General features: G+C 40.7%; 12 protein-coding genes and 2 tRNA genes. 5 read left to right on the plus strand and 9 right to left on the minus strand.

Annotation, left to right across the window (positions count from 1 at the left end):
• Nucleotide 1: 1 nt before the first annotated feature.
• From ACX3PZ_RS06960 to ACX3PZ_RS06990, 7 genes are all read right to left on the minus strand, one after another.
• Nucleotides 2–1,393, minus strand: coding sequence for an MBL fold metallo-hydrolase (locus ACX3PZ_RS06960; protein WP_459083743.1), 1,392 nt, complete (start codon nt 1,391–1,393; stop codon nt 2–4).
• 103 nt (nt 1,394–1,496) lie between these two features.
• The gene (locus ACX3PZ_RS06965) at nt 1,497–2,291 is read right to left on the minus strand and encodes a sulfite exporter TauE/SafE family protein (protein WP_459083744.1); all 795 of its coding nucleotides are present in this window, start codon (nt 2,289–2,291) and stop codon (nt 1,497–1,499) included.
• Between the two features lie 138 nt (nt 2,292–2,429).
• Nucleotides 2,430–2,843, minus strand: coding sequence for a DUF6691 family protein (locus ACX3PZ_RS06970; RefSeq protein ID WP_459083745.1), 414 nt, complete (start codon nt 2,841–2,843; stop codon nt 2,430–2,432).
• 6 nt (nt 2,844–2,849) lie between these two features.
• Nucleotides 2,850–3,407 (minus strand): YeeE/YedE family protein, encoded by a 558-nt coding sequence (locus ACX3PZ_RS06975; protein WP_459083746.1) that lies wholly within the window; start codon nt 3,405–3,407, stop codon nt 2,850–2,852.
• Nucleotides 3,408–3,506: 99 nt separating this feature from the next.
• Nucleotides 3,507–4,139, minus strand: coding sequence for a Crp/Fnr family transcriptional regulator (locus ACX3PZ_RS06980; protein WP_459083747.1), 633 nt, complete (start codon nt 4,137–4,139; stop codon nt 3,507–3,509).
• 175 nt (nt 4,140–4,314) lie between these two features.
• A tRNA-Pro gene (locus tag ACX3PZ_RS06985) sits at nt 4,315–4,389 on the minus strand.
• Between the two features lie 12 nt (nt 4,390–4,401).
• Nucleotides 4,402–4,486: transfer RNA gene (locus ACX3PZ_RS06990), tRNA-Ser, on the minus strand.
• Between the two features lie 137 nt (nt 4,487–4,623).
• Between ACX3PZ_RS06990 and ACX3PZ_RS06995 the strand changes: the two genes are divergently transcribed.
• The 5 genes from ACX3PZ_RS06995 to ACX3PZ_RS07015 all read left to right on the plus strand — a co-directional run bounded on the left by ACX3PZ_RS06995 (nt 4,624) and on the right by ACX3PZ_RS07015 (nt 10,824).
• Nucleotides 4,624–5,664 (plus strand): N-acetylmuramoyl-L-alanine amidase, encoded by a 1,041-nt coding sequence (locus ACX3PZ_RS06995; RefSeq protein ID WP_459083748.1) that lies wholly within the window; start codon nt 4,624–4,626, stop codon nt 5,662–5,664.
• A 97-nt stretch (nt 5,665–5,761) separates the two neighbouring features.
• Nucleotides 5,762–7,162, plus strand: coding sequence for an aspartate ammonia-lyase (gene aspA, locus ACX3PZ_RS07000; protein WP_459083749.1), 1,401 nt, complete (start codon nt 5,762–5,764; stop codon nt 7,160–7,162).
• A gap of 2 nt (nt 7,163–7,164) precedes the next feature.
• Complete coding sequence (locus tag ACX3PZ_RS07005) at nt 7,165–8,055, plus strand: glycosyltransferase family 2 protein (RefSeq protein WP_459084014.1); 891 nt, start codon at nt 7,165–7,167, stop codon at nt 8,053–8,055.
• 6 nt (nt 8,056–8,061) lie between these two features.
• Entirely contained in the window at nt 8,062–9,732 is a 1,671-nt protein-coding gene (locus tag ACX3PZ_RS07010; protein WP_459083750.1) for an amidohydrolase, read from the plus strand.
• Nucleotides 9,733–9,747: 15 nt separating this feature from the next.
• Entirely contained in the window at nt 9,748–10,824 is a 1,077-nt protein-coding gene (locus ACX3PZ_RS07015; RefSeq protein ID WP_459112347.1) for a hypothetical protein, read from the plus strand.
• Between the two features lie 16 nt (nt 10,825–10,840).
• On the opposite strand, the gene ACX3PZ_RS07020 is transcribed toward ACX3PZ_RS07015, so the two are convergent.
• On the minus strand, nt 10,841–12,319 hold the full coding sequence (locus tag ACX3PZ_RS07020; protein ID WP_459083752.1) for a lipopolysaccharide biosynthesis protein: 1,479 nt from the start codon (nt 12,317–12,319) through the stop codon (nt 10,841–10,843).
• On the minus strand, nt 12,316–13,110 hold the full coding sequence (locus ACX3PZ_RS07025) for an FkbM family methyltransferase (protein ID WP_459083753.1): 795 nt from the start codon (nt 13,108–13,110) through the stop codon (nt 12,316–12,318). The genes ACX3PZ_RS07020 and ACX3PZ_RS07025 overlap by 4 nt, the downstream gene beginning before the upstream one ends.
• Between the last annotated feature and the right edge of the window lie 142 nt (nt 13,111–13,252).

A 13,252-nucleotide genomic window follows, 5' to 3' on the forward strand; every position in this document is an offset into this window, starting at 1 on the left:
ATTATTGTTTTAAAGGCTTATTAGTAATCGTCCATTCTTTCATGCCTCCTGCATAATTTCTTACCGACTCGAAACCATATTTTTTCAAAATTGAATAGGCGATGGTTGAACGGTCTCCTGCCTGACAGTAAATCACGATGTCTTTAGATTTATCTAACTTGTCCAAGTTCGACACGAGCGTTCCTACAAATGCATGTGTCGCACCTTCGATTTGTCCAGCAGCGAATTCTTTCTCATTACGTACATCTACGACTTGTACATTATCCTCTTGAATAGCGGCCTCAAATTGATCCATTTCGATGACGTTAGCGGTTTGCAATTCAATGCCTAAATCTAGAACTGAATCCATAAAACCATAGATATTATCCAAACCTATGCGCATCAATTTGCGTGTGATGTCTTCCCTCTCTGATTCCTCTGCAACAAGCACAAAGGGAACATCGTAGCTAAGCACCCAGCCCATCCAATTGGCAAATGTATTGTTTCCTTGGATATTTAACGAATTAGGCAAATAACCTTTCGCAAATTCAACTTTATTACATGTATCTATCACCAACATACCATCTTGATATACTTTCAAAAACTCGTCTTTTGATAATTTTTTATGTTGAGGTACAGCCGTCAATAAAGGTCTATCCACTTTATTCAACTTTTTCATCATCGCAAAATACTTTGGTGCTTCGGGTTGACCCTCTAATAAATCTTTTGTAAAAAATTCTTCATTATCACCATATTGCAGTGCCCAGTTTCTGATTTTTTCGTACCCTACAGTAGTACTTGGTACAGCTCCTAAAGCTTTACCACATGCGGAACCTGCTCCGTGACCTGGCCATACTTGTACGTGATCTGCCAAACTCATAAAGCGTTGGATTGACTCAAACAATTGCTTAGCACCTTTCTCTTGCGTACCTATCATACCCGCTGCTTTTTCTAACAAATCGGGTCTACCTACATCCCCTACAAACACAAAATCTCCTGTGAATAGCATTATGGCTTCTGGTGTCGCTGGATGGTCTGTCAACAAGAAACTAATACTTTCTGGTGTGTGACCTGGAGTGTGCAATACTTCCAATGTCAAATTACCTAACGTAATCACATTTCCGTGTTTCAATCCTGTGTGTGCAAACTCATATTGCCAATCAGCACCGCCTTCATCTGATAATAATAATTCGGCTCCTGTTAATGCAGCCAACTCGCGCGCCCCACTTAAGAAGTCTGCATGAATATGTGTTTCGGTTAATTTAGTAATTTTTAAGTTGTTTTCGGCAGCGATTTCTAAGTAAGTATCTACATCGCGTTTTGGGTCAATGACAATAGCTTCGCCTTTTGCTTGACAACCAATAATATAACTTCCTTGCGCTAATGTCTTGTCGTATACGTGTTGAAAAAACATACTATTTAAATTTTAATTGTTTACTATTTAATTGCTTATGGATACAAATTTAGATAAAGTGCGTGTGCCTATCCGCAACTTTTGTTACACAAGGAATACGATGTTAAAACCAGATTTCTTTGAAAAAGATATAGATACCCATCAGCAGTACAAATGTGCCAAAAGCAGGTTTTAACTTATCACTATTAATAATTTTTGTGAGGTAAGAACCTATAAATATTCCGACTATAGACAACGAAGTCAATGTGAATAAAAACGTCCAATCCAATGATTCATTTCCCAATTCGCCGGTAAATCCTATTAATGATTTTGCCGCAATAATGACTAGCGAAGTGCCTACCGCTTCTTTCATCGGAAGCTTAGAAAATAAGACCAAAGCTGGAATAATTAAGAAACCTCCACCAGCACCTACGAGTCCTGTTAATACACCGACGAATGAACCTTCTAACAAAATCATCGGGTAATTGAACTTTTGTGGTTGCAGTTCCTCTGTCGTATCAGACTTTTTGCCTTTTAGCATCGTATAAGCCGCCACGACCATCAATATCGCAAAAAGAATCATGAGGAAAATATCTTTGGTCACTTCAAATTCAGCCAGTGTTAACAAATTATTTGGAATTGCTGGCAAGATATATTTACGTGTGAAGAAGACAGCAATAATAGACGGTATTCCAAAAACGACAGCCGTCTTTATATTTACCAATCCTTTTCTGAAATAGGTAATAGACCCCACAACACTAGTCACACCTACAATAAATAGCGAATAGGCTGTAGCAGTAACAGGTAATACAGCGAATATATAGACCAAAACAGGTACGGTAAGAATGCTTCCTCCGCTACCTATCAAACCCAATAATACTCCAATCAAAATGGATGCTAAATATCCAATTGTTTCCATGACTTTTTCAATTTGTTGGTGCAAAGGTCAGCAAGTGAAAGAAAGCCTACAGTTACATTTGTTACACAGAAACGAGAAATTATTGCAACAAAAAAGCGAGAATCTCTTCTCGCTTTTCTAATAAAATATATCCTGCTTTTAATGAGGAAGTTTATCCTTTAACAAACCATATATCCATGTTCCCAACAAAGCACTCGCCAATACAACTAACATCGGTAAATAACCTGCTCCAGTGAGAACAAAAATAGGTCCTGGGCATGCGCCTGCCAAAGCCCATCCTAATCCAAATATCGTACCTCCTACTAAATAGCGAGCGATCGATTTGTCCTTATCTGCAATTGCAATTGCCTTATTATCTATATCCTTTACTTTTTTTCTTTTAATGATTTGAACCAAAATTACACCGGTCGCCAAGGCTGTTCCCATTAGACCAAACATGTGAAAAGATTGGAAATTAAACATTTCGTAGATTCTGAACCAAGAGGCGGCTTCAGACTTGAACATCAGTATCCCGAAGAATACACCTACTAGTAAAAAAACTATATTTCTCATATTAGATTAGAATAAAAGTGGGAAAATAAAGTGAATCATGATAATACCCCCAACAAAGAAACCGATTGTCGCGATCAAAGAAGGTAATTGCAAATTACTAATGCCTGATATTGAGTGACCTGAAGTACAACCTCCCGCATAACGCGCACCAAAACCGACAAGAAGACCACCCACGATTAATAACACTAACACTTTAGGGTCACTAAAAGCTTCATTGCCAAAAAACTCAGTAGGGACATAATCTTTCCCTGCACTGTGAATACCCATTGCTTCGAGCTGTGTGATAGTTTTAGGATTCAAATCAGGAGATTGGCCTGCGCCTAAATAATTAGAAGCGATAAATCCTCCAATCATAGCACCTACTACCATCAGGAGATTCCATTTTTGGCTACGCCAATCGAATTTAAAGTATGACGCTGTTTTGCTCGCTCCGCACATCGTACACATCGTACGCAAGTTGGACGACATCCCAAAGTTCTTACCTAAATAAAGCAATACAAACATCGTGATTGCTATAAGTGGCCCACTTACATACCAAGGCCATGGTGACAATATCATATCCATAATCATTTAATTTGCTGCAAATGTCTTGAAGTATTTTCATCCTATCAGTTACATTTGTTACATAAGAAAAGGCTCAACGTTATTTGTAAAGCCTTCTATTTATTTGACGAGTATCTCAATACTATTCCGGTTGAGCTTGATTCGACCTTCTGTTTCCAACGCTTTTAGTAATCTTGAGACCACTACGCGCGAAGTATTCAATTCTTCCGCTATATCTTGATGGGTTTTGTAGACAATTGTACTATTTTCAATTTTGCTTTTTTCGAAAAGGTAATTCAACACACGCTCATTCATATCCATAAACGCGATCGTATCTACAGCATTTAGTAATTCATTGAAACGGTTATTGTAACTTTCAAAAACAAAAACCATCCAACTTTTGTATTTCCCGATCCATTCCGACATCTTCTGAACAGGAAACATTAAAATAACGCCTGGCACCTCACCTATAGCACGGATCTCACTCTGTTTCTCACGCAAACAGCAGGTCATAGACATCGCACAAGTATCCCCACGCTCTAAGTAATAAAGTAATAGTTCTCCACTGTCGTAATCTTCACGCATCACTTTCACTGCACCAGACAATAAGAGTGGCATCATCTTAATATACTGATTGTAATCAATCAACACGTCACCTTCCTTAAATTCAACAGCTTTTGATACTTGAACGATTTCAGCTAATAATTCTTGTTCAAAAATACCACCATATGTTTGGTAAAATAATTTTTCCATAGCATTTATAACTTGTGTCTGACAAATATAAATATATCAGATCTAAGCTTGAGTACCCTAGGTTACACAAGCAAATAATTAATGGATTAGAAGCTGAAAATTTTAATGAAAACACCTTTTCTATCCGAGATACGTCCGAAAATAAAAAAAGCCACTGATAAATCAGTGGCTTTTGTCGGGGTGGCAGGATTCGAACCTGCGACCTCCTGGTCCCAAACCAGGCGCGATGACCGGGCTACGCTACACCCCGAGTTTCCGGTTGCGGAGGGTGTGGGATTCGAACCCACGCGACACTTGCGCGTCGACAGTTTAGCAAACTGCTCCGTTAACCACTCCGGCAACCCTCCTTGCAATCTTCGTTTTTAAAGAACTGCTTTTCTCTAATTGCGAGTGCAAATATAACAAGGATTTTCATATTAACCAAAAAAAATCGCTTAATTTTTTTTGTATTTTTGGAATCTGAAATCACTTAAAAACACTTATTATGCGTAAAACATTAGGTGTCATTGGATTAAGCTTTTTAGTTTTTTCCTGTGCGCCACAAGCACCGACGAAAAAAAAGCCGGAATTACCGAAAACGACTACTGCGACTGCGACGAGCAAGACTCCGCCGGCAGAAAAAAAGCCAATTCCACAACCTGCAAAACCAAGTGTAGAGCACCAAGGGAAATATGATTTTTTCAAAGTAAATATTGCCGACGCAGCAAACAATGATAATACGATTAGTCATGGGTCGATTGTGACGGCAGAACCCAAAGGGTATAGTGTGACAAAAGCGTATTTTCCTTCCCTCGGGCAAAACTATCGACAACGTTATCTTATTCTTCACTACACAGCGCTAGATGACGATCGTTCGGTTCGCGTCCTAACGACCCAAAGTGTAAGTGCGCATTATTTGGTAGGGGATCAAAATGACAAAGAAATCTATCAGTTGGTGGACGAGAACAAGCGAGCCTATCATGCCGGTGTTAGTTCTTGGCGCAAAATTGAAAATTTAAATGATTCCTCTATTGGTATTGAAATTGTGAATCCGGGATACACGACAGACTCTGTAGGTCAAAGGGTTTTTTACCCTTACCCCGAATGGCAGTTCAAAAAAGTAGCGGCTTTAGTGAAAGATCTAGTGGATCGTTATCAAATTCTGCCCACGAATGTTTTAGGACATTCCGACATTGCACCTACAAGAAAACAGGATCCAGGTCCTTTGTTTCCTTGGGAAAGGCTTTACAAGGAATATGGCATAGGGATGTGGTATGATGAGCCGACCAAGCAGCGATTTATGAACGCTCCGGAATCGCAGAACTTTGAATCCCTACTTTTAGATTCCACTTTTATCTTCAAATACCAGACCTACTTGAATGAGTTCGGTTATGGACTACTTCGATCAGGCTCTGTGGATCAGGCCACACAAAAAACGATCGAAGCGTTTCAGTACCGTTTTAGACCGCAAAATGCAAGTGGAGTAATGGACCTAGAAACATGGGCCATTTTACAGGCATTGCTTGAAAAATATCCGACTAAATAATTCTCTTTGAATTAGATACTTTACGCGCGCTCGAATAGGGCGCGTTTTTTTGTTCAATCTATCAAAAACTCTTAACTTTCCCTCAAATATTTTTTTGATGGCACAATTTAGAAAAGAAAGCGATTTGTTAGGGGAACTGGATGTTCCGATGGAAGCGTATTATGGCGTTCAGACGCAAAGAGCAATTGAAAACTTTCACATTTCGGGTCAGAAATTATCGAGTTATCCTCGTTTTATTCGCGCCCTCGCGTTCGTGAAAAAAGCAGCAGCAAAGACCAATTATGAACTTGGACTTCTAAATCAGGAGCTTTACTCGAAGATTTCGGAGGCCTGCGACGAAGTAGCAGACGGAAAGTACAATTCTCAATTCCCAATTGATATGATTCAAGGGGGAGCAGGAACGTCTGTCAATATGAACGCAAACGAAGTAATCTCCAACATTGTACTAGAGAAATTAGGAAAGCCGAGAGGAAGTTATGAGTTTTGTTCTCCGAACGACCATGTGAATCTTTCACAATCGACCAACGATGCGTATCCTACCTCCATCAAACTTGCCCTTCTGCAACAGAATGAACTTTTAATTTCTACACTTAAAAAAGCAATCTTGGCCTTTCGTGCTAAGGGGGTGGAGTTTCACGATGTAATTAAAATGGGAAGAACCCAACTTCAAGATGCCGTACCGATGACCCTTGGTCAAGAATTTGAAGCGTTCGCAGCCACCTTAGAAGAAGATATTACAAAATTAAATGCCAATGCAAAGCTCTTTTTAGAGGTAAACATGGGAGCTACCGCCATTGGAACCGGAATCAACGCACCGGCAGGATATGCGAACCTCTGCGCTAGAAATTTAGCTAGCATTTCTGGATATCCTATTGTTTCCGCAAAGAATTTAGTAGAAGCTACTCCGGACACAGGAGCCTACGTCATTTACTCTTCGGCTATGAAGCGTTTGGCCGTAAAGCTTTCTAAAATATGCAACGATTTACGTCTTTTGTCCTCGGGTCCTAGAGCGGGTCTCTTCGAGATTAACCTGCCTGCAATGCAGCCTGGTTCTTCCATTATGCCCGGCAAAGTAAATCCTGTGATTCCTGAAGTCGTAAACCAAGTTTGCTACAAAGTGATTGGGAACGATTTGACCGTTACGTTTGCGGCGGAAGCAGGACAACTCCAACTCAATGTGATGGAACCTGTTTTGTGCCATGCGATCATGGAAAACATTTACTTCCTTAACAATGCTTTAGAAGCCCTAACCGATAAATGCATTGTAGGGATTACAGCAAACAAGGATATCTGCTTAAACATGGTGAAACACAGCATAGGAATTGTTACAGCTCTCAACCCCTATATAGGATATAAGACTTCAACGAAAATTGCAAAAGAAGCGTTAGAGACAGGAAAAAGCGTATACAATCTAGTGCTTGAACATGGAATTCTATCGCAGGAAAAACTAGATGAAATTTTAGACCCTAAAAATATGCTCGCTCCTCAAAAACTATGAGTTTGAAAATTCTTATCGTGATGCCTACCCACAACGAAGAGCAGTCCCTTGGGTTTGCGCTAGAATCGTTACGAAGGCAAACGTATAAGGAGTTCAAATTGGTGGTGGTCAATGACGGATCCACCGATCAGAGTGCACAGATTGCGAAAGACTTTAGTGAAAAAGATTCTCGTTTCCGGCTTTTAAACTTGCCTTCTTCGGAGCATCAGCCTGGAGCCAAGGTGGTTCGAACCTTTAACAAAGGACTTTCTACAGAAAACTTGAGTGAGTTTGATGTGGTTTGTAAGTTTGATGCGGACATTGTCTTCCCTGAAAATTATCTGGCTCGTTTGGAGAACGTGTATAAGAGTTCGCCTCAGGCAGGTATGGTCTCGGGTATTGTGAAAATCCCCAGGGGACCATTTGAGCCGAAGGATGCCTTTGAGTTTCCACCCGAGAGTGCGGACTGGGAATTTGAGGCGATTAGTTCGAAGGACCATGTCAGAGGCCCTATAAAATCATATCGCGTGGCTTGTTTTAAAGCGATGGATGGACTTCGAGAAACATTGGGGTGGGACAACATTGACCGAATGCTGGCTCAAAAGGAAGGCTTTGAGGTGCTCACACTGAAGGATTTATGGGTGAAGCATTTAAGACCAACCGCGGAGCGATATAAAAATCAAAAAGCAACCAAGCTCGGTGTCTATTTTTACAACATAGGACTTAGTTTGCCATTGGTTCTTATATCTGCAGCCAAAGCCTCAAGGCATCAGGGTGGGGTCGTTGCCTTTTATCTGACTTTGAAAAGTTTCTTAAGTCAATCCGGAACTAAAAAACTCACCTCCGAAGAAATTAGCTACATTCGAAAGCTTCGGTGGAAAGAAGTCTTTTCTAAATTGAAATTTAAAAAATGATATACTATGCCTAAACTTCTACTTCCGCTTTTAAGCTTACTTTTCCTTTTAGGGTGCAAAACAAGGCAAAAAAATTCCGCTGATTACATTCTGCACAATGCGAAAATCTACACCGTGGATGCGGAGTTTTCGATGGGTCAGGCCATGGCCGTGAAAGACGGAAAGATCCTAGAAGTCGGTACAAACCAAGATATTTTATCCAAATACAAAGCCTCTCAAAGTTATGATGCTCTGGGGAAAACGGTTTTGCCCGGTCTTATTGATGCACATGCCCATTTTTACGGATTTGGGAGCATGCTCCAAAATGCAGATTTAGCCGGACTTGACTCATGGGAGGCCGTTTTAGACGTGTTGCAAGATTTTTCTAAATCGCACAGCGAAGGATGGCTGGTGGGCCGTGGTTGGGACCAAAATCGATGGACTAAAAAAGAGTTTCCAAGCAAAGAAAAACTAGATCAAATGTTTCCAGATCGTCCTGTCTACTTAACTAGGGTGGACGGTCATGCGGCCATTGTGAATCAAAAAGCACTTGATATTGCAGGGTATAATCTTAGCACAAAAATGAGTGGAGGTGATCTCTTGAAAAAAGACGGTAAACTCACTGGGGTTTTAATTGACAATGCAAAAGATCAAATGGCTACGCATATGCCTAAGCCAACCAAGGCTCAGGTTCAGCAAATCCTGAGACAAGCGCAGGAGTATAGTTTTAAGGAAGGGTTAACCACTGTCGTGGATGCAGGTTTAGACTTTCCGTTGGTGGAAGAAATTGAGGCCATGCAAAAGTCGGAGGATTTAAAAATCAATTTGCATGTCATGCTGTCGGATTCTGAGGCCAATTTTCAATGGCTAAAATCCCGAGGTATTATTAAAACCGATCGGCTTTTTGTCAATGGAATGAAGTTTTATGCGGACGGAGCCCTAGGTTCCCGCGGGGCCTGTTTGTTACACCCCTACAGTGATGAGGCATCTAACACTGGATTTTTACTTTCTGATGTGGCTCATTTTAAAAAAATGGCTTCCCTTTTATTTGAAGAAGGGTTTCAAATGAATACCCACGCGATTGGCGATTCTGCAAACCGCGTGATATTAGAAGTGTACGCGAATGAATTAAAAGGCAAAAACGACCGTCGCTGGCGAATCGAACATGCGCAGGTGATTTCTCCCGAGGATTTTTCCACTTTTGCAAAGTATTCCATCGTGCCTTCCGTTCAACCCACGCACGCAACATCGGATATGCCATGGGCAGAATCGCGTTTAGGCAAAGAACGCCTTTCGCATGCGTATGCGAACAAACAGCTTTTAAATCAAAACGGATGGCTCGTGCTTGGAACTGATTTTCCAGTAGAGGACATTAGTCCTATGAAGACTTTTTACGCCGCGGTGGTTCGAAAAGATGCAAAAGGCTTCCCTTCTGAAGGATTTCAGATGCAAAATGCGCTAAGTCGAGTAGAGGCCTTAAAAGGAATGACCCTATGGGCAGCAAAAGGCAGTTTTCAAGAAAATGAAAAAGGCAGTCTAGAGAAAGGGAAGTGGGCCGATTTCATCGTCCTGGATCAAGATATATTGAAGATAGAGCCTTCAAAGATTTTAGAAACGAAAGTTCTAAAAACCTACGTGAAAGGAGAACTCGTGATGGATTACGAGTCTTTGAAATCGAGCCTCAAGGCTGGGAACTAACTCTTTTAGAATTGCATGTTGAGAGTGGCTTATATTGAATTGGATACGCACGCTGAAATTGCTAGAAATTTCAGGGAGCTTTCGAGGGATTTTACTGCCCTACAAGTCGATTTTTATTTTTCACCCCGCATCCTTTCCGAACTTCAAATCTCAGCAACTGGAAATGTTCACAAGAGCGACTCCACCATTATTTTGGAGCAGTTGCAGGCTCAGTCATACGACTTGGTCCTAATTGGAACCGCACATCGTTATTTCTCTCTCTCTTTAGAGATTCAAAAGAGATTTAACACCTATGTAATTACACACAATCTAAATTTTCCCAAGCGCAGTCGTTCCTTTTTGCTCAAGGCTGTTTTTAAAAGCCAAACCGTCTATAGGCTCAAACTATTACTAAAAGAAGGACTTCTTTCGGCTCCAAAGGTTTTTGCAGATTCTTCTCGTCTTTTGGTGCTAGATGGCGATTTGCATAAGGGAGCTGCAAAAGTTTTACCCCTTTTTTATACCAAGAGCACGCGAAAGAAAGCTGCAAATGAATTTCAATTGGTAATACCAGGAGAGGTCTCTCAGAAAAGAAGGGATTACCGCGAAGTCCTAAAAAAGTTGAAAGAGTACGGCGAGAAGGCATCCCCGCTTGAGAGCTCTAGGGAGGCTTTAAAACGGGTGCATGTGGTTTTCTTAGGAAGAGCAAGCGGAAAGGAACTTAGATGGCTCGAGGAGCTGAAGTATAAGCATTATGCCTCTTTAGACATTGAATTCTTCACCCACAAAGTTTCCAGTAGTCATTTTGACGAAGTTCTCAGCAGGGCAGATCTTATTTGGTGCCCTTTGCATAAGAAAACCCGGTTTTTTGGAGGCGTTGAAATCTACGGGACCACCAAAATGACGGGCGCTATTGGAGATGCTATTAAATTTTCTACTTCTCTTTTGCTTCCCACGTTTTACAAAAGCTCTTGCCCTTTGGTTCAGGCTTCAAAAGTAAATACGATTGCTTCCTTACTAGATAGAGATTCCCTTGGGGACCTTAGCTATGAGAGGTATCAAAAGGCAGAAGTATCCAATGCCTTAGAAAGGCTCCTTCTGCAATTGAAATAAAGCCGAAAAGAGCTTGTTAGAATTTTAAAAGACTTTTAAGAAAACTCCACTTTAGATACTTGTCTAAAGGGTATATTCCCATGAAATGATTACCCACTCCAATGACAAGTAGTACCACCAAAGGTTTATAGACGAGATTTAGTAGCGGATAGCTGCTTTCCGGAAGAATGATAGAAAGGGTGATTCCCAGAGTGCATAAAATGGACGTGTACACCATTTCTATGGAAATAGGAAACACTTTGAATTTCCAATAATTGAACGCAATTTTAATGCAGTTAAAGAGCGTGAGTGAGATTGCGGTAGCAAGGGCGATTCCCACGATTCCTAAGTTCGTTGTGCGTAAAAATAAGAAATTGAGTGATACGCTCATGACGGCTAATAAAAGCATCACCACGATGGTAAATCGGTAGTATTTCGAGAGCGAAATAATATGGCCGTTGAACCCTGTAGCTAAGTCAAAAATCATTGCGGAGCCTAAGATCCAAATGACGGGGGAGGCTTCTCTAAGTGCCTCTCCACTCGCAATGAAATGAGTGAGGTAAGGGAACCCCACCAAAATGCAAGAGAAAAGAACAGATCCTAAAAAAAAGAGGGTAAGGGAAGTTCTTTTGTGAAAGCGGTTGAGCTCTTCAAAATTATTTTCTTCTATGGTTCGGTTGATGATCGGAGCCGAGATATTGAAAAGTCCCATTTGAGGAATAAGGATAAAGGAGAGAACCGAGAGGATAATACTGTAGGCCCCGTTCTCGCTAAAGGTGAGGAATTCACCAATCATAAAGTTATCCACCCGAAAGGCAATGTAATTGCCAATGTTTCCAAGAAAACCAAACAAACTATAGTTTAAGACTTTTTTGTAAAATCCGTCCTTTTGCATGTAAGAAGTGGAGAAGTCAGGTTTTAATTTCTCTAGGGAATTGGCGTACAGAACATAGCCGATGAGTGCCAGGGTGAACATACCAAATAAGAATCCAAAGGAGCCTTGTGTACTCACACCTAGAAACACAAAAAGACAAAACGTGCCTAGATTCGCCAGTTTTGGAAATAGATTTTCAAAAATATTAGGAACTACGATTCGTTTGTAATTCGAGATGTATTTATTGAATACGGCGCTAAACGCTAAAATGAGAATTAGGGGAAGGATTAAATATTTAAGTTGGAAGAGCTCCGAGTCTTTAAACTGAGGAAAGAGATAGAAAAACAGGAAGAATGCCCCTATAAACAGTAGGAAATTCAGAGCCACTGCGACCAGGGTTAGACTTAGAAAATTTTGGTGTTTTCCGTCTTTTTTGGTTTTTAGAAAATACTTGACATTCGAGAAGGAAAGTCCAAACACCACGATGGGAAGCAACATTTCTGCCGCCGGTAAAACATACCGCAGTTTCCCATAGAATACCATGTCCTGAGGAAACACAAAAAGTGCTGAGAGCGTGCCCAGCAAAAAACCAAAATACCCAATTAAAGAGTACTTAAACCCTTGTCGCGATACTACACTCATTTTTCGGGGACAAAGATAATGTTATTAATGTAGGGAGTCCTAGAATTTGGACCTTCCTTTCCTTGAGATTCGTAAAAACCTTTCTCTAGCGGAATAAGTTCAAGGCTGCTTGGATCCACGTAAAACGGCTTGTACTGCCAGGAACAGACCTCAAGAATGAGTGGCCAAATGGGGGACTCGTGGTGCCTTTGCTCAATCTCAACCAAAAGAGTCGGTTTAAAACGTTTGATCGTTTTTTGTGCCCCTTTTAGGGTTTTTTCTTCACTGCCCTCCACATCGATTTTGATAAAATCTAGCCTCTCGAAATGCTCCATAGGAGCCCAATCGTCTAGGCGCATGACTTTCACCCTTTGGTAAACTCCTGCCTCTTCACCTTCTTCTTTTAAGTGGGTTTGTAGGGTGCCCCTGGATTTCACTTTGCTGCCACGAATCACAGGAACTTTAAATTCTGCCATTTGGTTTTGATCTGAAAGTGCAAGCGGAAAAATTGGAAGCGTAGGGAATAGTCTCTTTAAACGTTTGTAGAGAAAGCGGTTCGGTTCAAATCCGTATAAATTATCCGATTTCAGGGTTTTTTCGAGGGTGTATAAGTAGGCTCCGACGTTGGAACCAATGTCGAGAAAAACATCTTGTTTTTGCACCTTGCTTTTTAACCAATAGAGTTCGGGTTCTACCTTGCTCTCTAAACGGTTAGATGCGTCTAGATGTTTAAGTTTCTTAAAAAATCGCTCTTTGTAAATCGAGGGAGCGATGTAAGAAAGGGTTTCGGCCAATTGACTGTATAGAGACATAAATAGGCTAGTTCTTTCAAACAAAGATAGCATTTTTGGTTAAAAGATGTTAAATAAACCGTATCTCTAAACCGATTCACTTTGGGCTTCTTAATAAGCATAAAAATCACTAAATTACCCTCTTGAAATGGAAAGGTTAGCT

This window comes from Chryseobacterium sp. A321, assembly GCF_054489265.1.